20 protein-coding genes and 2 pseudogenes are annotated in these 19,941 nt (G+C 59.5%); 7 read left to right on the forward strand and 15 right to left on the reverse strand.

All coding sequences use genetic code 11. The features are described from left to right. Nucleotides 1-69: 69 nt before the first annotated feature. Nucleotides 70-1,209 (reverse strand): NADP-dependent oxidoreductase, encoded by a 1,140-nt coding sequence (locus ACVWW1_RS13775; RefSeq protein WP_456656165.1) that lies wholly within the window; start codon nt 1,207-1,209, stop codon nt 70-72. Between the two features lie 12 nt (nt 1,210-1,221). Then, the gene (locus ACVWW1_RS13780; protein WP_456656166.1) at nt 1,222-1,905 is read right to left on the reverse strand and encodes an SDR family oxidoreductase; all 684 of its coding nucleotides are present in this window, start codon (nt 1,903-1,905) and stop codon (nt 1,222-1,224) included. A gap of 353 nt (nt 1,906-2,258) precedes the next feature. On the opposite strand from ACVWW1_RS13780, the gene ACVWW1_RS13785 reads away from it, so the two are divergent. From ACVWW1_RS13785 to ACVWW1_RS13805, 5 genes are all read left to right on the forward strand, one after another. Next, nucleotides 2,259-3,368 carry an NAD(P)H-dependent flavin oxidoreductase gene (locus ACVWW1_RS13785; protein WP_456656167.1) on the forward strand — a complete coding sequence of 370 codons (1,110 nt, stop codon included), beginning with the start codon at nt 2,259-2,261 and terminating at the stop codon, nt 3,366-3,368. Next, nucleotides 3,365-4,483 carry an ABC transporter substrate-binding protein gene (locus ACVWW1_RS13790; RefSeq protein ID WP_456656168.1) on the forward strand — a complete coding sequence of 373 codons (1,119 nt, stop codon included), beginning with the start codon at nt 3,365-3,367 and terminating at the stop codon, nt 4,481-4,483. The genes ACVWW1_RS13785 and ACVWW1_RS13790 overlap by 4 nt, the downstream gene beginning before the upstream one ends. Nucleotides 4,484-4,671: 188 nt before the next feature. Beyond that, entirely contained in the window at nt 4,672-5,100 is a 429-nt protein-coding gene (locus ACVWW1_RS13795; RefSeq protein WP_456656169.1) for a hypothetical protein, read from the forward strand. Then, the gene (locus tag ACVWW1_RS13800; RefSeq protein ID WP_456656170.1) at nt 5,072-5,266 is read left to right on the forward strand and encodes a hypothetical protein; all 195 of its coding nucleotides are present in this window, start codon (nt 5,072-5,074) and stop codon (nt 5,264-5,266) included. The genes ACVWW1_RS13795 and ACVWW1_RS13800 overlap by 29 nt, the downstream gene beginning before the upstream one ends. Nucleotides 5,267-5,845: 579 nt before the next feature. After that, nucleotides 5,846-6,559, forward strand: coding sequence for a Crp/Fnr family transcriptional regulator (locus ACVWW1_RS13805; RefSeq protein WP_456656171.1), 714 nt, complete (start codon nt 5,846-5,848; stop codon nt 6,557-6,559). 53 nt (nt 6,560-6,612) lie between these two features. Here the strand turns inward: ACVWW1_RS13805 and ACVWW1_RS13810 are convergent, their stop codons facing one another. Genes ACVWW1_RS13810 through ACVWW1_RS13840 form a run of 7 tightly spaced genes read right to left on the reverse strand, consistent with a single transcriptional unit; the run spans nt 6,613 to nt 12,928 of the window. Continuing rightward, complete coding sequence (locus ACVWW1_RS13810) at nt 6,613-7,314, reverse strand: branched-chain amino acid ABC transporter ATP-binding protein (RefSeq protein WP_456656172.1); 702 nt, start codon at nt 7,312-7,314, stop codon at nt 6,613-6,615. After that, complete coding sequence (locus ACVWW1_RS13815) at nt 7,307-8,041, reverse strand: ABC transporter ATP-binding protein (RefSeq protein ID WP_456656173.1); 735 nt, start codon at nt 8,039-8,041, stop codon at nt 7,307-7,309. The genes ACVWW1_RS13810 and ACVWW1_RS13815 overlap by 8 nt, the downstream gene beginning before the upstream one ends. Further along, nucleotides 8,028-9,173: a branched-chain amino acid ABC transporter permease gene (locus tag ACVWW1_RS13820; RefSeq protein WP_456656174.1), complete on the reverse strand. Its 1,146-nt coding sequence runs from the start codon at nt 9,171-9,173 to the stop codon at nt 8,028-8,030. Before ACVWW1_RS13820 ends, ACVWW1_RS13815 begins: the two co-directional genes overlap by 14 nt. Continuing rightward, on the reverse strand, nt 9,145-10,365 hold the full coding sequence (locus ACVWW1_RS13825; protein ID WP_456656671.1) for a substrate-binding protein: 1,221 nt from the start codon (nt 10,363-10,365) through the stop codon (nt 9,145-9,147). The genes ACVWW1_RS13820 and ACVWW1_RS13825 overlap by 29 nt, the downstream gene beginning before the upstream one ends. A 5-nt stretch (nt 10,366-10,370) precedes the next feature. Continuing rightward, nucleotides 10,371-11,228: a branched-chain amino acid ABC transporter permease gene (locus tag ACVWW1_RS13830; protein ID WP_456656175.1), complete on the reverse strand. Its 858-nt coding sequence runs from the start codon at nt 11,226-11,228 to the stop codon at nt 10,371-10,373. 40 nt (nt 11,229-11,268) lie between these two features. Beyond that, nucleotides 11,269-11,604, reverse strand: coding sequence for an amidase family protein (locus tag ACVWW1_RS13835; protein WP_456656176.1), 336 nt, complete (start codon nt 11,602-11,604; stop codon nt 11,269-11,271). After that, the gene (locus tag ACVWW1_RS13840; protein WP_456656177.1) at nt 11,558-12,928 is read right to left on the reverse strand and encodes an amidase; all 1,371 of its coding nucleotides are present in this window, start codon (nt 12,926-12,928) and stop codon (nt 11,558-11,560) included. The genes ACVWW1_RS13835 and ACVWW1_RS13840 overlap by 47 nt, the downstream gene beginning before the upstream one ends. A gap of 143 nt (nt 12,929-13,071) precedes the next feature. Between ACVWW1_RS13840 and ACVWW1_RS13845 the strand changes: the two genes are divergently transcribed. Then, nucleotides 13,072-13,797: a helix-turn-helix transcriptional regulator gene (locus tag ACVWW1_RS13845; RefSeq protein ID WP_074125299.1), complete on the forward strand. Its 726-nt coding sequence runs from the start codon at nt 13,072-13,074 to the stop codon at nt 13,795-13,797. A gap of 63 nt (nt 13,798-13,860) precedes the next feature. On the opposite strand, the gene ACVWW1_RS13850 is transcribed toward ACVWW1_RS13845, so the two are convergent. Further along, nucleotides 13,861-15,036: an alpha/beta fold hydrolase gene (locus tag ACVWW1_RS13850; RefSeq protein WP_456656178.1), complete on the reverse strand. Its 1,176-nt coding sequence runs from the start codon at nt 15,034-15,036 to the stop codon at nt 13,861-13,863. 474 nt (nt 15,037-15,510) lie between these two features. On the opposite strand from ACVWW1_RS13850, the pseudogene ACVWW1_RS13855 reads away from it, so the two are divergent. Further along, nucleotides 15,511-16,992, forward strand: a pseudogene (locus ACVWW1_RS13855) (UxaA family hydrolase). A 147-nt stretch (nt 16,993-17,139) separates the two neighbouring features. Here the strand turns inward: ACVWW1_RS13855 and ACVWW1_RS13860 are convergent. The 5 genes and pseudogenes from ACVWW1_RS13860 to ACVWW1_RS13880 form a co-directional block, all read right to left on the reverse strand. Beyond that, nucleotides 17,140-17,541: a hypothetical protein gene (locus tag ACVWW1_RS13860; protein ID WP_456656179.1), complete on the reverse strand. Its 402-nt coding sequence runs from the start codon at nt 17,539-17,541 to the stop codon at nt 17,140-17,142. Nucleotides 17,542-17,554: 13 nt separating this feature from the next. Next, nucleotides 17,555-17,935 (reverse strand): hypothetical protein, encoded by a 381-nt coding sequence (locus tag ACVWW1_RS13865; protein ID WP_456656180.1) that lies wholly within the window; start codon nt 17,933-17,935, stop codon nt 17,555-17,557. A gap of 260 nt (nt 17,936-18,195) precedes the next feature. Next, on the reverse strand, nt 18,196-19,119 hold the full coding sequence (locus ACVWW1_RS13870; protein WP_456656181.1) for an amidase family protein: 924 nt from the start codon (nt 19,117-19,119) through the stop codon (nt 18,196-18,198). Next, a pseudogene (locus ACVWW1_RS13875) lies at nt 19,103-19,561 on the reverse strand (amidase family protein); the annotation flags it as partial. The gene ACVWW1_RS13870 and the pseudogene ACVWW1_RS13875, both read right to left, overlap by 17 nt. Further along, the gene (locus ACVWW1_RS13880) at nt 19,558-19,941 is read right to left on the reverse strand and encodes a tautomerase family protein (protein WP_456656182.1); all 384 of its coding nucleotides are present in this window, start codon (nt 19,939-19,941) and stop codon (nt 19,558-19,560) included. The gene ACVWW1_RS13880 and the pseudogene ACVWW1_RS13875, both read right to left, overlap by 4 nt.

Raw genomic sequence — 19,941 nt, forward strand, 5'->3', positions numbered from 1 at the left:
GCTCGTATCTCGCCGACTGGAGAACACGCGAACCGGTGGCGCGCGGCGCAATGTCCCGCTTGCGGAGTCCTATTGCGGAACAATCTGGACCAGCCTTTTGCCGATCGCAGTCCCGCGCATCATGCCGATCAGCGCTGACGGCGCCTGCTCCAGCCCTTGGACGATATCCTCATGGAAGTATATCTCGCCGGCCTGCAACCACGGCGCTACCCGAGCTTGATACGCAGCAAGCTTGTGCACGTGGTCGGAAACCATGAATCCGGTCATTGCGATGCGCTTTGCGAACATCGCCTGCATTCCCTTGATACCGCTTTCGTTGACCGCGTTATACTCGGATATCATTCCGCATATCGGAAAGCGTGCCCCTGCATTCGCATGGCGCAGTGCAGCCTCGAGCGTACTTCCGCCCACATTATCGAAGTACACGTCGATGCCGTTCGGGCACAGTTCGCGCAGCGCTTCATCCATATCCCGCGTCCTGTAGTTGAACGCCGCGTGGAACCGGCATATCGTCTGGACGAAGGACACCTTTTCATCGCTGCCAGCCGAGCCGACCACGCGCGCGCCGGCGCGCCTGGCGAACTGCCCTGCCAACTGACCTACCGCGCCCGCGGCCGATGAGATGTACACGGTGTCGCCGGGTTGCGGTCGACCCAACTCCATCGCGCCCACCCAGGCGGTGAGGCCCGGCATGCCCAAAGCGGAAATCGCCAGGGTTGGGCGGCCTAGCGCCGGGTCGATCAGATGGAGGCCCTCCCCACGCGGCAGCACGGTGCGTTCGGCCCAGTTGAGGAAGCCCCACACGTAATCTCCTTCGCTGAAACGCGCGTTTCTCGACTGAAGGACGCGACCGACAACACGCGAAGCCAGGGGCTTGCCGACTTCGAAACTCGGCGCATACGAGGCTTCTTCGTTCATCCGGCCCCGCAGATAAGGATCCAGCGATAGCCAGACCGCCTGGACGATCACGTCTTCGGCCCCGCAGGACGGCTCCTCACGATCTTCGATCCGGAAGCAGGATTCATCGACCCATCCCGTCGGGCGTTTGGCAAGCACGACATGTGCGTTCGTGCGACCTGGCTGCGGCATCTTTTCGCTCCTCGAGCTGTTTGCGGTGACGATGGTAACGCCCCTGAGTAAGGTTGCTTCAATGCGCATGGCCAGGCGTTTGATGAAGTGACCGTCGATAGACGGCGGCGCATTTATCATCGCCCATCAATCTTAGAACCTCGGGCGATCATATCCGTGCATGACTGTGAGTGTCTGCGCGGTGATGCCGGCGCTTTCATCCGAGAGAAAGAACAGCGCCGCGTTACCGATGGCCGCCGCGGCTGCTCGCCTGCCAGGCGCCACGCGATCCTGGTCGCAGCGAGCGCTAACTTCGGGGACGAGGCCGCGCGGCGTGCATTGAGGGCCGCAATAGACGAGATTTGCTCGAATTCCGCGCGAGGTAACTTCGTCGGCGATGTTTCGCATGAGTGCGGCGATGGCTGCTCCGACCGGATGGCACCCCATGCTATTCCAGCCAGTCCCAGCGTCATCTATCGCGGCGGTGAAGACGATCGAGCCGCTGTCGCTGAAATTGGATAGCGCTTCGCGGCAACACAGCATCAAGCCACCTACATTCAGATCGAAAACGCGCGTCAATTGCTGCGCATCGAATTGATGATGCTCGAGGCTACCTCCGCTCGCCGCATTCAATACCAGCCCATCAATGTGGCCTCCCAGGACTTGGCACGCTTCGCGCATCATCCAGCCGATGTCGGCCTCAAAGGCGAGATCGGCTGCTATGGCGCACGCATCTCCTCCATCGCTATGGATCCGGTCGACGGTCTCCATGGCAGCTTTCTCGTCGGGGCCGGCAAACGCGACCCGCGCGCCTTCGCGGGCAAACAGACGGCTCATTGCCGCTTCCGTGGGAGCTTCCGCAAGCGCGGCATCGTGCCGTCCGGTTTTTACCACAAGCACGCGGCGACCTCGCAGCCGTCCTGGCCTGGGCGCAACGACGTTCGATGGTAGCAAGTTCAACACGTCAGCCTCGCTGTCGGAAAACGGATCGTCAGGTGCCGCTCTCCTGTCGACCGTCCTGATTGGATGACCGGGCAGCGGCCGCAACGACCACGATATGATCCAATTGACGCAATAGTCAATTTATTGTATCTTGCATTTACCAGTCGAGTGGCAACGAGCAGAGAAGGTCTTGGATGCTGCCCCCCGCTTTGAAGGGTCGCTTGCGACTCCCCGCCATAGCTTCGCCTATGTTCCTGGTCTCTGGCGTCGACCTGGTGGTCGCGACCAGCCGGGCCGGATTGGTAGGAAGCTTTCCAAGCCTCAATCAGCGCACCTCGGAGGGATGCGAGGCGTGGCTGAAGGATATCCGGTCGCGCCTTACGAACGCTGATGCGCCCTGGGCGATACAGTTCGCGGTCCATCACACGCATAAGCGCATGGCGGAAGACATCGCGCTAACCGTTAAGTACCAAGTGCCTATTTTGATCAGCGCCATCGGGATAACGCGAGAAGCGACGGATGCCGTGCACTCTTACGGGGGTCTTGTCTTTCACGATGCGATAAACGTACGGCACGCAAAGAAGGCGCTCGACGCGAATGTGGATGGGATCATCGCTGTGTGTGCGGGCGCCGGGGGGCATTCGGGCACGTATAATCCGTTCGCCTTCATCGGCGAATTGAAACCCCTCCTGGGCGATAAGGCGCTTATCCTGTCCGGCTGCATCGGGAACGGTCATTCGCTTGCGGGAGCGATAGCTGCTGGCGCGGACCTCGGATACATCGGCACCCGCTTCGTAAACACCAAGGAGAGCATCGCATCCGAGCGTATGAAGCAGCTGGTAATCGAATCCGATATCCGGGACGTCGTATACTCTTCTGAAATCGATGGGCTTGGGGCCAACTGGCTGAGACAAACGCTTCCGGACAAGCCGGTTGGCAGTGACAAGCCGGGGGCCAGTCTTGCGGAGTTGCTATCTGACCACAAGCGCTGGCGCGACATTCTGAGCGCCGGACAGGGCGTCGGCTCGATAGATGACATCCCGACAGTTGCTGCCTTGATCGAGAGAACCGAGCATGGAGTATTTCTCGGCTGCGGAGCGACTTCAGGTAGGCCGAGACCCCCAGGGGCACAACGCAAAGGTACGGACCGCCGGGTCAGGCCTTTCCGGTACTTCAGCAGTCGGGTTACCGCGGTAGTGCGTGAGCCGCGCGATCGCACGCGACGTGAGTTGGAACGAAAAAGAAATCGAAAGGGAGAAACGCCATGGATCGACGCACTCTACTCTTGCTTGCAGCGGCTACTGCTCTTGGAGTCAATAGACGTGCGTCGGCTTCGGAGACGCCCGGCGTTACGTTGACCGAACTCAAGATCGGTAACACGGCGCCCTACAGTGGTCCTGCATCTGCGTTCGGCGTGATCGGCCAGGCATTGAACGCATACTTCCGGCAGGTAAACGACAACGGCGGCATTTCAGGGCGCAAAATAAACTTCATCTCGCTCGATGATGCCTACAGTCCGCCCAAGACGGTCGAGCAAACACGGCGCCTCGTCGAGAGCGATGAAGTAGCGTTCATACTCAACGGGATCGGCAGTGCTCCGCAGTTGGCCGTTCAGCGATACATGAATCAACGAAAGGTCCCGCAGTTGTTCGTCGGGGCCGGTGTGGACAGATGGAGCCAACCGGATGCGCTTCCGTGGTCAATTGGGTGGCAGCCTACTTTCCGTACCGAGGCATCAATTTACGCGCGGTATATTGATGTTGAGAGACCGAACGGACGGGTCGCCATGCTGTACTCATCGGAGGATGCCGGGAAGGATTACGTTGCAGGATTAAGGTCGGTATGGGGAGGCAACTTCGATAAGAAGGTAGCCCGAATGGCAACGTACGAATCGAGCGATCCCACCGTCGAGAGTCAGATCGTCTCATTGCACGCCTCTGGAGCCGATGTTCTAGTGATCACGGCAACGCCCAAATTCGTGGCCCAGGCGATCAAGAAGATCTATGAACTGAACTGGAAGCCGTTGACGTTGATCACCAATACAGGGATTTCTGTTGCGGCTGTGATCAATCCTGTGGGACCCGAGAAGGCAGTAGGCGTCGTTTCTACCGGCTATCTGAAGGACAACGGTGATCCCGCCTGGAAGGATGACCCCGGCATGAGCGCATTTCGCAGGTTTATGAAGCAGTATATGCCGAACGCGGATTTGGGTGATTCGAACTATGTTTTCGCCTACAGCGTCGCCGAGACCGCGCTCCATGTTCTCAAGCAGTGCGACGGGAATTTTTCGCGTGAGAACATCATGAAGGAGGCAACGAACATTCGCAATTTAGCACTCTCGTGCTTGCTTCCCGGCATTATGGTCAACACCGACCCGAAAGATTTCCGTCCGATACGACAAATGCAACTTCAAAGGTGGAGCGGCACGCATTGGGAGCGGTTCGGCGATCTAATCGACGGGTCAGCCACGTGACTTCCGCGTTGATCGTTTGCACCTGAGGACGATATCGGAGGAGCGCTACCCCGGACGGCGCAGATCGATCGTGACGCGGTGGCGGCAGCAGGATCGTGACCGGCGTTCGATACTGAGTTTCTGACACATCGACACGCTACCAATTGACGGGCGCACCTGCCCCCGGTGCCCTGTCAAAGGAGAGATAAGTGGTCTCATTGTCACCTGTCGCGATCGACACCTTCCTGACTGGAGACGACGATCCAGCCGTTGTGATGTTGAATCACCTCTGCTTTGACTCCGATGGCGGCGCGCCGGCTCGGGAGCACAATTTGCATAGGGCAACCATCTTAATGAGTCTGGTAAGTTTATTGATCTCGGTTTCTGAGCAAGCAGCTCCGGATCCGGCGAAAGGAGGAGGATCAGTTATGACCAATCAAGAAGCCTGGAAACTATACGAGAAATATCTAAGCGCGTGGAATACAACTTCGATTGAGCAGCGCTTGAAAATCGCCACCGAAACTTTGAGTGAGAACATTGAATATCAAACTGTCAGACATGATTTGTGCACCGGTCGAGCGCAAGTCATTGAAGATATGGCCACGTTTCATGAAAGGTTCCCGGGAGGGCCATTTTGAAATAGGCGGCGTCTCTTCGCACCACAATGTGGCTTTATTAACTTGGGTTATCATTCAGGCCGATGGCAAGGAGTTTGCTCGCGGAGGTGACCAGATCACCGTCGATCGCAACGGAAAGATTTCGAAAATTACTACCTTTGCGCCATCTGCAAGAGATCCGAATTGAGCTCTAAGAAATTTGCATCTGGAGCTCACTCACGTTGCGTTTAAGATTGGAGTAGCAGCATTTGCTGATAGCGCGCTGCAACCTCTGAGGCGCATCGACCGCCTGATTTGACGCAAGGAGTTTGGTGGCCGCGTCGAACGAAAATAGACGGTCGCGCGGCACTTCAAACATTTCGATTATAACGGGCGTCCCATCAGCTGGGTGTTTCTGTAACCGAGGCTGCGGGATGATAGCGCCCTACATTAGCGAAACCAGCATCTCGCCAAGTCACCTCCGCGCGATCTCGGACTGTGTGCCATTCTTGATACCGTCAATTCCGGAAGGCAAGTTGGCCCCGTCAATGCATGCAGCCTTGGCCCCAACGACAATCTTGCGATAGCGTCGAAGCGTCACCTCCCGCGGCCACACCGCTCGAATATACACTACCGTTTTGGGGATAGCGTCGCTTTGCACTCGTACGGAGGCATAACGCGTTGTAGGACTGTGAACCGGCATACAACAGTTCGTCGACCACTGCCCTCGGCCATGCAATGGCCAGGCTGCGGTCACACAAACGTAGCGCTCAGCCGGATATCGCGCATGAAACGACCGAGTAACATCGTGAAAGCGACAGATCGGTGCGAGTCGGTCGCTGTGCCCGGCGTGCGCAATGACCTGTTACGATGGTTGCCTGAAACCGTGAGCCGCAGTTTTCGTGATCAGTGTGCTATTCGAAGTATTCCGGCTGGTCAGCTCATTTTCCAGTATGGCGATGAACGTGGGGAGATGTACCGGGTCCTCCGAGGGACCGTCCGAATATCCACGATGCGGGTTGATGGTCTCGAGATGATCTACGCTTTACTCGGTCCAGGAGAGTGTTTGGGCGCCAGTAGCCTGATCGACGGAGAACGCATGCCGCAAACCGCTGAGGCGCTTGATGACGTCAAAATTCAGGTTTTAAGTTCCGCGGCATTTTCCAAGCTTCGCGAGACGTATCGCGTCTTCGACGACGCTTTGCTCAGGCTGCTGTCGAGCCGCCTCCGGATGATGAGCGCCCATATGGCGAATGCTGTACTTGCTGATCCACCGAACCGGGTCGCGTTACGCCTGCTTGAGGTTGCGCATGTCGCGCCAGACGGCGCACTGCATGTTTCGATAACGCAAGCAGCACTCGCACTTCTAACCGGAGCGTCTCGTCAAACGGTTAACAAGGTTCTGAAACAATTGGAGAGCAAGGACCTCGTTCGTTTGACCTACCGTCGTATTGAGCTAAGGAATATCAACAAGCTGAAACGGATGGCCGAAATCATCTGAGTTTCGCTTCCATTCGCCTGCTCGTGGCATGGCTCGTCTGGCCCAAGTTTCCGTCATGGAGCAAGATAGCGCAGCAATTCCGGATCGTTGCGTACCTTCCCCGCCTCTCCCTGCAGTGCGACGCGGCCGCGGTCCAGCACATAGGCGTAATCGGCGACGCGCAGCGCGAGGTCGAGATGCTGCTCGACGATCACGACCGAGATCTCCTTGGCGAGCTCGATCAGCCGCTCGGTGATCTCCTCGATCACGCCGATCCAGACCCCTTCGGTCGGCTCGTCCAGCAGCAGCAGTTTCGGATTGCCGAGCATGGCGCGGCCGATTGCCAGCATCTTGCGCTCGCCACCGGACAGCGTGCCGGCCGGCTGGTCGAGCCGCTGGCCGAGCTTCGGGAAGATCGCGAGCACCCGGTCGACCGCGCTGGCATCCGAATTGGACAGCGAACCGACCGCGAGATTGTCGCGCACCGAAAGCCGCGCGAACACTGAATGCTCCTGCGGCACATAGCCGATGCCGGAGCGTACCCGCTCCTCGGTGCGGCGGCGGGTGATATCGCGGCCGTCGAAGAACAGTTCGCCCTGCGAGCTCGCGAGTTCGCCGACGATGGTCTTCATCAGCGTGGTCTTGCCGGCGCCGTTGCGGCCGAGCACGGCGACGCCGCCGCGCCAGGGAATGCCGATGTTGACATCGAACAGGACCTGGCTGCGGCCATAACCGGCATCGAGATGCCTTATATCGAGGAAGGACTGGTCAGGCACGGCGAAGATAAATCTCCTGAACGCTCTTGTTGGCCTGGATTTCGGCGACCGTGCCCGAGGCCAGCACCTTGCCCTGGTCGAGCACGGTGAGGCGGTCGCAGATGTCGCGGATGAAATCGAGATCGTGCTCGACGATGACGAGCGAGCAATGCTGCTTGATCGGCTGCAACAATTCGCCGGTGACGCGGCGCTCCTCGAGGCTCATGCCGCCGGTCGGCTCGTCCAGCAGCAGCAGCCGCGGCTTGCCGGCCAGCGCCATCGCGATCTCGAGCCATTGCTGCTGGCCGTGCGACAGTGCCGCTGCCGCATCATGCGCGCGATCGGCAAGCCGGAACTGGGTCAGCATCGTCATCACCTGATCGTGCAGCTTGCTGCGGGTGCGCGACAGCACGAGATCCAACAGCGAGGACTGCGCCTGCAGCGCCAGCAGGATGTTGTCGTACAGCGTCAGCGTCGGCAGCACCGAGGTGATCTGGAATTTCAGGCTCATGCCGGCGCGGGCACGCTCGGTCGGCGTGAACGCCGTGATGTCGGTGTTGATGAAGGAGACCTTGCCCGTGGTCGGCACCTCGGCACCGGCGACGCATTTCATCAGCGTGCTCTTGCCCGAGCCGTTCGGGCCGATCAGGCCGTGAAACTCGTTCTCGCCGACGGTCAGCGCCGCACCGTCAAGCGCGGTGAGCTTGCCGAACACCTTGCTGATCCCAGAGGCCTCAAGGAGCGGCATTGCCGGTCTCCTTATTTGAGGCCTTGTTGGGTCCCTTGCCGAACCTGCCGACCCGCTCGCGCTCGCCGAGCACGAAGGAGATCAGCCCGAGCGGGCGGAACATGATCACAAGCAAAAGCAGCACGCCGAGGATGATCGGCCAGACATCGCGGTAATTGTCTGACAGCCAGAACGAGACGCCCTCGATGATCACGGTGCCGATCACGGCGCCGATCAGCGTGCCGGAGCCGCCGAACAACACATAAAGCACGACCTGGGTCGAGAACACGACGCCCAGCATGTTGGGCCAGACGAATCCTTCGTGGAAGGCATAGAGGCTGCCGGCAAGACCGGCGATGGTGCCGCCGACCGCGAAGATGATCGCCTTCAGATGCTGCGCCTTGTAGCCGAAGAAGGCGATGCGCTGCTCGTTCTCGCGCAGGCCCGCCAGCGCCAGCCCGAATTGCGAGCGGACCAGGAAGCGGCAGAGCAGATAGACGACCACGAGGATGGCGAGCACCATGTAGTAGTAGATCGGCCCTTCCTCGAACTCGTAGCTGCCGAGCGTGAGTGGCGGGATCGAGGGAATGCCGTTCTGGCCGCCGAGATAGTACCAGCCGCGCGCCAGCCGGTCAGCGGCATAGGAGCCGGTCAGCGTGCCGAGCGAGACGAAGATCACGCTCGAGGGATAGCGCCCGAGCAGAAGGAAGCCGCCAAGCAGCAGCGACGCGGTGAGCCCGATCAGCGCGCCGGCAGGCAGGATCAGCAGGATCGACGTGACGTTGAGATCGCGCGCCATCAGCGCCACGCCATAGCCGGCGGCGCCGAAGAACAGCGCCTGGCCGAAGCTCATGATGCCGGCATAGCCCCATACCAGGTCGAACGACAGCGCAAACAGCGCGAGGATCACGACGCGGGTGGCGAACACCGTCAAATAGTCCTGCAGCACCCATGGCAGCACCAGTGCGATCAACAGCACCAGCCCTTCCACGATCGTCAGGACTTTCCCTCCTGCCGATGCCTTCCCTGCCGGCGCGCTTGCGGCCGGTGCCCCCCTGCCCGTCACGACATCCGGTTCCTCACCGACGCGTGCGACAGCCTCTCTTGCTCCACCCATCGACTGCTCAGCACTCCTTTGGGTCGACGAGACCATTGCTGCGCGCCACGATCTCATAGTTCCCACCTTTGGCGACCGCGATGTACATGTTCATCTTGCAGTGACGCTTGCCCGGCACCATCTCGGCGGGCCCGCCGGGACCTTCGGCAATCCTGGCATGGTCGAGGGTGGCCGCAACCGACTCGCGATCGACCTTGCCGGCTTCCTTGACCGCCGCCTCCCACAGCTTGAGGCCGCGCCAGGTTCCGGTCGCAGCACTTCCGGCGGCGAACAGGATCTTGCCGGGAAAGCTCCTGTCGTAAGTCGCCTGGATCTTCGCGCTCACGGGATCGCTCGCGGTGACCGCCCTGAAATAGTCAAGGCAGCTGGCCATACCTTCGATCTCGTGGGGCTGACTTATATTCAAGAGGTTCTCATCAGCCCAGACGCAGGCAAGGCGACCTCCGTTCTTCAAAAACCCGGCTTCACTGAGTTGCTTGAATAATGGGCCAACTCCAGGCGGAATGATCGTGTTGAACACAACGTCGACCTTGTTGGAAATGATACGATTGACAGTCGCACTGAAGTCCACTTGATCGAGCGGGTAATATTCGTCGAACACGACTTCGCCGCCATAGGCTTCGATCAACTTTCGGGCGTAGACGTTAATCGTATGCGGATAGATATAGTTGGATCCGGGCAGCGCGAATTTCTTTCCGCCGTTTTTGATCAGCCACGGGATCAGATCGTCGCATTGCTGCGCTGGGGTGGGTCCAGTGCAGAACAGATACGGCGTGCACTCCCTGCCCTCGTAAAGCTCCGGATAGATGTAGAGCGTCTTGCCGCGCGCTACGATCGGATCCTTGATCGCGTTACGCATCGAACTCGTGACGCCCCCAAGGACGAGGTCAACCTTATCCCGCTGAATCAGCTTTCTCACGTTTCCGACTGCGATCGATTCGTTCGATGCTGTGTCCTCGAAATAGAGTTCAATCGGACGCCCCAGGAGACCTCCGTTGTCGTTAATCTCCTTGATCACCATCTTGGCGACATTGGCGTCGGCCACGCCAGCGAACGCGATCGGTCCTGTTAGATCGGTGGCGATACCAACCTTGATGGGCCCTTCCAAAGCGTTCGCCCAATCAGGCCGGACCACCCAGCTTCCGACGCCGGTCGCGATCGCTCCGGTCGCGAAGGCGAAATTGCTCATGAAGCGGCGCCGCGTCAGGTTCGTGCGTTCAATCGACATGGTGATTAGACCCCTTTCCCTGCAATGAGGCCTTGCGGCCGGAACTTGATGAACACAATCGCGAGCACAAAGACGAGGACGTCGGCGACGACGGGCGACATGACCCATGGCAGCGCGGCGCTGAGCGTGCCGATGACGCCGGCGCCGGCGACCGGGCCGATGAAGGATCCGACTCCACCGACCATCACGGCAACGAAACCCTGGATCAGGAAACGGATGCCGAGATCGGCAAACAGGCTGAACACCGGCACGATCAGCGCGCCGGCAAGCCCGGCCAGCGCCGCGCCGAACGCAAACGTCGCGCCGTAGATCAGGGGCGTGGAGATGCCAGACGCGCGCGCAAGCGCCGGATTCTCCAGCGTGGCGCGCACGCGCAATCCGAACGAGGTGCGTGCCAGCAGCAGATAGCAGCCACCCATCACCAGCAGCGTGATCAAGATGATGGTGAAGCGCCAGGCCGAGATGTGGACCGAGCCGAGGTCGATCGAACCGCCTATTGGCTCCGGCACCGTGAGATAGAAGCCGCCGATCAGGCCGCGCACGCTCTCGCGGATGATCAGGCCGAGCGCATAGGTGCCGAGCATCGCCACGATCGGCGCCGCATAGAAGCGCCGGATGATGAGCGCTTCCAGCACGAAGCCGAACGCGCCGACCACGAGGGGCGCCGCAACCATGCCGGCCCAGACCGGCGCCCCGTGGGCGTAAGCCAAATAGGTGACGTAGGCTCCGAGCAGCACGAACTCGCCCTGCGCGAAGTTGAAGATGCCCATCATGCTGGCGATGATGCCGAGCCCCAGCACGACCAGGACGATGATCGCGCCAAAGCTCGCGATCTCGAACACCGCAACAAACGTACTAGCCATGTGTGGCGATCCAACTCACCCGCTGAAACCTGTCAGATCACTACGGAAAGTGCCTCGAGTGCCTCGAATGCCAGTCGGTTGCTCGTTGGAACGCTGCACCAGCCTGTAGAACGGCGGCCTCATCAAAGTGTGCTCCGATGAGCTGAATTGCCATCGGTGCGCCCCGGTCATCGAAGCCCCCGGGTAGAGTCAGTGTTGGACTTCCCGTGCTGTCAAAGACACAGGTGAAGCGGAGCAGATCCTCAAGGGGAGACATCTGAAGAATGTCGGCGGTGGCGGCGGTGGTCGGGGTCGGCCAGATGGTCACGGGGACGAGAATGACGTCGAGGTTACTGAACTTGGCGCGAAGACGGCTCGAAAAATTCCAGACGCGCATGGTGCGCGGACGCGAGATCCATTGCCGTGCTGCTCCGTCCCAGATCGATAAGTGCCGATAGCGCTGATCCGTAACTCTCGGATTTCGACGGATATGTCGCCGCATGCGTTAACGCTGTCTCGGACGAACACAGAATCGGCCAAGTCGAAGCAGCGTTCCGCCATTCGGGGAATGAAAATTCTTCGACAATCGCGCCAAGGTCCTCGAAAACCTTAGCCGCTGCCTGGCACACCGCCACGATGCCAGGGTCGACGCCTTCGGTCGCGTAGGCACGCGGCAGTCCGATCCGCATCCCCGCAACGCTCCGCAAGGCTGCCGCTTGGTAATCTTCTACTGAATCGTGCACAGCGGTCGGATCGGCAGGATCCGCGCCGGCGATGGCTCCGAGCATGATCGCACAATCGACAGCCGACCGCGTCATTGGCCCGACGTGATCAAGGGAAGCAGCCAGTTCGAAGACGCCGTGGCGGCTGACACGCCCCCACGTCGGCTTGAGACCCGTCACGCCGTTGACCGCGCTGGGAAAACGGATCGAACCGCCGGTGTCAGAGCCGAGCGCACCGAAAGTCAGGCCGGCAGCCGTGGCAACGCCCGATCCGCTGGAGGACGCGCCTGCATATAGCTCGGCACCCCATGGGTTTTTGGGCGCCGCGACTGTCGGATGATGTTCTGTCCACGCCTGCTCCGTCGTTTTCAGTTTTCCGAGCGAAACAGCACCCGCCGCCTCCAGCCGCCGCACCGCAGTCGCGCTGTAGGTCGGCTGAAAGCTCTTGTGTATCGCCGTACCTGCCGTTGTCAGGGCAAAATCCGTGTAGAAAATATCCTTGTAAGCCAGCGGAACACCGTGGAGAGGGCCACGCCACCGTCCAGATCCGATCTCGCGCTCCGCGCGGTCGGCCTGCTCCAGAGCGCGCTGCGCGGTTACCGTCACGTAGGACTCAAGCTGCGGATCAAGGGCATTGATCCGGTTGAGCATGTGTTTGACGAGCTCGACCGGAGAGATGGCTTTCGTCCTGAGCAAAATGGACAGCTCTGAAAGTGTTAGATAGTGCATCTGGTTCTCCGTATCCGGCCAACTAAATCTGTAGCGCTCAATAGCCGCCCCACCCCAAAAGCTCGCGAAGAGCTTTTCGGAGCCATCTCGCCTTATCCATCCTGAGGGCCTCAGACCATCTCCCGGCAGGAGCGAGGACAGATGTACCCAGATCGAAGCAAGTACTTCGATTGACTGCCAATCGGCCCATGCTACCTTCGAGCGGATCGTCCCCCGGTCCTGTTTGCTGTTGAGCTTGTAGCGATCTGGAATTCGGGGCGGCATCGGCATTATTGCCGATGGTGGTTTGGCCGCACGACCCTGCACCGGCGGGGGCAGTGTGACGTCATTGTCCGCCGGCGAATTGGGTGTCAGCTGCCGAGCTGTACTTGGCGCGCACCTTGCATAAGATTCACACCGGGGAGGATTGGGGTATGACACCACATATCCGGGACATCACGTCGAGCGAGCTGAAGCTCTTTGCTGACATCGTCCACCGCCTGGAACGGCTGAGTGCTCAGGATGACGTTCGGCGGGCCGCACTCAGCGACCTCGTCAAGCTCCTTCGTGCTGACGGCGGCTGCTCTTGTATCTGGCAGGAGACAAAGCAGCGATTCTGTGAATCGATCTACGTGGGCGCCCCACCGGAAATCCGATCGCTCTACGATGATTGGTACCAGTTCAATGATCCCATAACCTCGCGTTTGCGAGCGGCCCGGCGCGCCACGATCGTCGATGAGGTCCTGGATCGGCGCGAGCTAATCAAGACCGAATTCTATAACGACTACCTGCAGCGCGATGCGCTCGAATGGGGCATCAATATCTACATGTTCGATCAACGGAATCGCGACCTGGGCGATTTCCGGATCTGGCGGCGGCGCGGAAAGACAAACTTCGACGAACGGGAAAAGGTGCTGCTGGACGTCCTGGAACCGTTCATCCGGTCCGCGTTGTTACGGGGACACACTCATAGCGACGGCCTGACCACCCGGGAACGTGAGATCACCGAACTGGTATCACGTGGCTGTACAGACCGTGACATTGCTCGCGTGTTAGGCATTAGTTTTGGCACCGTACGAACTCATATCAGCCGAGTGCTCGAGAAATTCGGCTGCGCAAATCGAGCGGAACTGGCTGCCAGTTTTACGAAAGCCCGGTGACCAGACCGCAGGTCATCACAAGGCATTATGTCCCAGCGCTTCCGAGCACTCAGAGGTGATGAGCTATCGGCGGTCTCGTCCGTTCCCAAACGTGTCGCGCAGAAATGCCTGTAGCAGGCCGCCGACCTCAGCCGGCTGTTCCTGCTGCACCCAGTGTCCAGCTCCATCGATCAAGTGGCAGGCAGCCATTCTTGAACAGACCGTGGCCAGCATCGATTCATAGGCTCCAGGGTGTTGATAGATGCCCCAATCCTGCTTGCCAGCAACGAAGAGAGACGGGACGTCAATACTGCGACCCGACCAGATTTGCAGTTCGGAATTGACCCTGCTTGAGAGAGCACAGCGATACCACTGCAGACCCCCCTGAAAGCCAGTGCGGGCAAACTCTGCACTGCAGAACGACAGATCAGTATCCGGGAGCCATTGGTTGGCGGCAACTGCAGCTGCTGACGGCATATGCTCCGCCACGGTAGCTGGCATATCCTTGTCCCGCTCCATGATGTAGTAAGTCGGCATGTTTGCGAGCTCGGCCGCCGACCACGACTTTAGCGGATACGGCGCCTCGCCTTTCCAATCAGCGCTCTTGTAGTGATAGTAAGCCCGCAAGAACGCATGCACTCCCTGCGGAGCACGGCGCATGTGACTGTCAGCTTCCCGCGTCGTATAGTACCACTGATAGTGCTTCCGCGGCCGCGGCAAGGCCGCGAGTTCACGATGAACGTGGTCTTCCGGTGGAGAAACAGCAACTTCATTTACCGAATTGAACGGAAGCCGAGGCGCGCCGGCGAACGGCGCGCTCATCATGACCACGGACCGGAATACATCCGGTCGTATTAGCCCACACCAGGCGGCGACTGCGGAGCCGAAATCGTGTCCGATTACTGCATCGACGGCATCGTAGCCAAACGCCGCAACAACGCCGAGCGCATCGCGAACGAGGTTCGTTAGCCGAAAGGAAGCAAGATCGCCGTCGTAGTCTGGATCCCACCCGCTTGTACGCCCGTAGCCCCGTTGGTCAGGTGCAATCACATGATAACCAGCCTCGGCCAGGGGAATCATCACCTTGCGCCAGCAGAAGGCCAATTCGGGAAAGCCATGCAACAGCAGCACGCAAGCCCTGTCAGGTAATTCGAATCCAGCTTCCAGGACGTGTACCCGCAGACCGTTGACGTTTTCCACGTACCGCGAACGGATTCCTGAAGCGAGCGGAATCACAGGTAGTGAGCTTGTTGTCGTCATGCATTCGGTCCTCACTGCTTTCGACGGGCCGCGCACACTCAGCAGCTCGACGACATTCCTGAATTCGGCGGCTCAAACGCCAGGAGCGAACCGTCGCTCCAATGCCCTGTCCCGGCCACGCTGTATCAGGAGAACCCGACGGCTCGAGCATTGGGGCCCCCTCGTCGCTATCGATATCACAAAAGAACCGGATCGATTGTCGCCAAATTGACAGAGACGGACAGAGCGACCTGATAGCCTGGCGCCTCTATTGAAACGAAAGACTCAAACGCTTTCCTGCTGGCGACCGTTTGAGCTCGTTCGCTTCCTCCAGACAACGCCCGATGCTGCGCCGATCAAGCGTAAGCCTGCCGGCAACCCAGCAATACAGGAACTGCGCGTATGAGCGACCATCCCGATTCAACCGCAACACAGAACGTTAATTCAGCGTCGCGAGCAACCGACAGACGGACGCAAGACGAAAAGCCGTCAACGATCCTCCTGAACAGCTCCGACGACGTATTGATCGCGCTTCGCGCTATCGCCGTTGGTGAGACCGTGTCGGACGGGGTAGTCCGCGATAGATCCGATTCCGGCCGGTCACAAGATTGCGCGACGTCGGATCGAAGCGGGCACAGCTGTTCGCCGTTACAGCTCAGTAATCGGCGTAGCGTCGGCTACCATCGCTCAAGGCGAACACGTTCACGTCCACAATCTCGGCATGAGCGACTATTCGCAAGACAGCAACACTTTTGGCCAGGATGTTCGACCAACGCCTCTCGCGTCCGTGCAACGTACCTTCAATGGCTATGTCCGTGCAGATGGACGCGTAGCGACGCGCAACTATATCGGCGTATTGACCAGCGTGAACTGTTCGGCGACTGCCGCCCGCATGATCGCAGACCATTTCAAGGGCCGTCTTGCCGACTATCCGAATATCGACGGCGTCGTGGCGCTGACGCACAAGAGCGGATGCGGACTTGATGCCAGGATCGATGGCATCGAAGCGTTGCGACGATGTATCGCCGGCTACGCCGCTCACCCGAATTTCGCGAAAGTGCTCATGATCGGACTGGACGCTGTGAGGTCAGCAATCTCGATGGCGTGCTGGGAGGGAGTGCGGGCGACGCGCTTGTTATTCAGCAATCTGGCGGGACCGCAGCCACGGTACGAGCGGGTATTGAACGCATTGAGGCAAGCCTGGAGCGGGCGAACAACATTCAACGGACGCCGGTACCGGCAAGTGAATTGAAAGTTGCGCTTCAGTGCGGTGGATCAGACGGGTACTCCGGAATCAGTGCGAACGCCGCACTGGGAGCTGCTGTTGATCTGATCGTCGCTCACGGTGGAACTGCAATTCTGTCTGAAACGACAGAGTGCTATGGGGCCGAACATATCCTGACCCGGCGTGCCGTTCGGCGAGAAGTTGGAGAAAAGCTCACTGCGCGCGTGAAGTGGTGGGAAGAATTTGCTGCCAGTCACGGAATGGAGATCAACAATAACCCGTCCCCCGGCAACAAGGCCGGCGGCCTCACGAACATCATTGAAAAATCCCTTGGCGCAATGGCCAAGGGCGGCACCACCAATCTCGTGGAGGTCTACGACTATGCCGAGCGCGTGACGGAAAAGGGTCTGGTTTTCATGGACGCGCCGGCGTTCGACCCTGTCGGCGCGACAGCGCAGGTCGCAGGAGGAGCAAATGTCCTGTGCTTCACGACCGGGCGCGGATCAGCCTTCGGGTGCAAGCCGATTCCTTCGCTGAAACTGGCGAGCAACACGCCGCTTTACCAGCGCATGCCCGACGACATGGATGTTAACTGCGGCACCATATTGGACGGAACGGAGACAATCGAAGGGGCCGGCAAAAGGATATTCGATTTGATCTTAGCGACCGCCTCCGGACAGAAAACTGCCAGCGAACGGCTGGGCTACGGGGAAGAAGAGTTTTCGCCCTGGGACAAAGGTATAATGCTTTGAGACTGGTTCATTCATTGTGCGCCTCCGCCATCTGCACGCGAGTGGACGGCTTTGAAATGACCGCTCGCAAGTTGGCACGTCCCGCTGCTACTCGTCCCCAACAGGGTCGTTCAGCCGGGCGGCGGAAGGATGCCCACCTTGTGTTGCCTAGGTCCCGATCCGGTACACCTTGTCGCCCGAGAAGCTGAACAATGAAGTCTCCTGCAATGCGCCTCGAACAGCAACTCCCGTTGCAGGGTTTGCTTTAGGACGATCTGCAATCAGTCTGAAATGCTCGCTCGGTGCCATTTTCATCTCAACCAGATAGGTCTGGAGATCCATTGGACGCAGTAGCTTGTGGAGCAACGTCAAGGCATCAACATAGTATTCCGTCGATGCAGCAAAAACCGGCGTTTCCGGCGAAGTGAATTTGAGGTATGCGAGCATCGGACGCTTTTTCGTAGCGAAAGAAGACGCAGCAGCGTATGCTGATGCTGCCCGATGCAGCATTTGATACTCGCAATCCGCGATTTCTTCGAGCGATTGCGGCGCGCACTCGAGCCTCATCAAGGCCAGCCACCCCTTAAGCACTTTCTCCCGGTTCGGTAAGTCGCCGCCCTTTAGAAAGCCAGGTACCGACAGTATCGTAAGAAGGCTCGGTCCACTTGGACTCGATAGCAATGCATACGTCCTCGGAGATTGCCATGAGATCGGTGTGTGACGGCGCCCCTCGCCCCTTCGACTGATGATCGACCTTGAACTCAAAATGAAGGTCCACCGGCATCGACACCTGACAAACACTCAATACTTTGCGAAACGTGTTCCGTTCGTCTTTCACGAGCGCCAATAGCGGCACAGTTGATCGATACGGCGAGTTAAATTCGTCAACATTGTATGAATGAAGCAACGCGGCAAGATCATGCACTGGCGTTCGATCAAAATAGAGCCCTGCATCACTCGTCATGCAATATGATCCTCTCGATGAAAATCTATGAGGACAGGGTGACCGTTTCCGTTCTTTTGAGTCAGCTCCACTTCTCACCCGGCAAGGATAGTTTCATTATCGTTCTCCCGGCTGCCATGTCGACAGCCGATTGCCCGCCGGAATCCTGGTCTGCCGCAGCGCAACAGGATGGTCTCGCCGCAGCTGCTGGCAGTTGGTTCGCCCGGGCCGGGCATTTGGAACGCCCCAGGACTCCGACGGCGTGCATTCGCTCCCGGTGTTCACCTCCCTCTCCCGGTTTCGAGAGCACGAGCTATGGCCAGCAGTTTCCAGTCTTCGTCGCGTTGGCCGACCAGCATCAAGCCGACCGGGGCACTTCCCGGCTCATGTATCGGGATGCTTATCGATGGGCGATCGAAGTAGTTGAACGGGGACGTGTTCCTGATGATCCGGGCCCGGACGCTGCCTTCGTCACGCATGCAAGTCGCAATTGACGGAGCGATGATCGGGACAGTCGGCATGATCAGGGCATCGAAGCCCGCGGTAAGGTGATCCAGCTCGTGTGACAATGGTTCTCGACGCATCAGGCAATCGGCGTATGCAGTCGCTGCGATCCGGTCCCCGGCCTCGATGCGCGCTCTCACGTTCGGGTCGTATTCGGCGCCCCTTCGGCCGATCAGATCGCGGTGCCAGGCCATCGACTCAACCGCCTGGATGGTTGCGTTCGGATTCAGGGTCTGGAACACGTCCAGCGTTGGCACATCGATCTCGAGAATTCTGGCGCCCGCACGGGACGCCATGCTGCATGCGCGCGCAAAGGCGCTTGCCACCTCAGGATCGAGCCCCTCCAGCATCCTTCCTTTCGGAATCGCGAACCGCAGACTGGTGAGATCGAAGCCGTCCGTTGGACGCACCTCTTCGCCGGCAATGACACCGAAGACCAGCGCGCAGTCCTCGACCGACCGCGCCAGCGGGCCAACTGTGTCCAGGGTCGTCGACAACGGAATTGCACCGTCGCGGGGCACCCGACGTTGGGTAGGCTTGAAGCCAACTACTCCACAAAAGGCAGCAGGTACGCGGATAGATCCGACGGTATCGGATCCGATGGATGCAACCGCCATACGATCTGCGACCGAAACTGCTGCCCCTGAAGAGGATCCTCCGGGTGTACGGGAGCGAATCCCAGGGATTGCCGGGCGTGCCAAAATGCGGGTTCAGCCCAACCGCCGAATAGGCAAACTGCGTCATATTCGTGCGCCCGATCAGGACAGCGCCCGCCGATTTGAGCCGGCTGATTACAGGAGCGTCGGATGCAGCTGGCGCCGCATCGTCCCGTGCCGGAGCGCCGGCCAGCGTCACCTCGCCCTTGACGTCGAACAGGTCCTTCACCGAGACCGGAAGTCCTGCGACCAGCGAACGAGTCTCACCGATCCTTTCCGGGGTGAAGGCAGCTGCGGCAAGCCGCGCCGCCCGATCCCAGACCTTGATGAATGTTCTGGCGCCCTCGCCCGCCGGGTCCTTGATGCGGTCGAGGCATTCTTCCACGAGGTCGATACTGCTGGCCTGTCCCGCGGACAGTCCGGCTGCCAGAGCTCGAATTTCAGACGCACCGGATGACAGTCCGTTCGGTTGTTCATTGCGCTTCATTGGCGGACCAGTCTTTGCTGAGCCCGCCGAGCAAGCGGGTGATACATTTCATCCCCGGAGTGCTGCGTGAACTCAACGTTCACCTGATCTGTCCGCAGCTCTAGTATTTCCAGGCACGCGTTGACAAGCGCGCGCGCCAGTCGTTCCCGTTGCTCGGGTGGGCGCCCCTTCCGGATGTCACACATCAGCAGGGCTGCCTCGTACGGCTCACCTGCAGTACAACGCCAGATGCCGCCGTCGTACAGCTCGCGAACGGCCACAGAGATCCGCCTGATGTCTGCTTGCATGATATCGGCATAGATTTCGCCAAAGCGCCTGGCCAGGCGCTGTTTTTGCTCGGCCGGGTAACGTCCCGGCACGTCGATTTGCAGGTAGGGCAT

It is taken from the genome of Bradyrhizobium sp. JR3.5 (genome assembly GCF_054057015.1).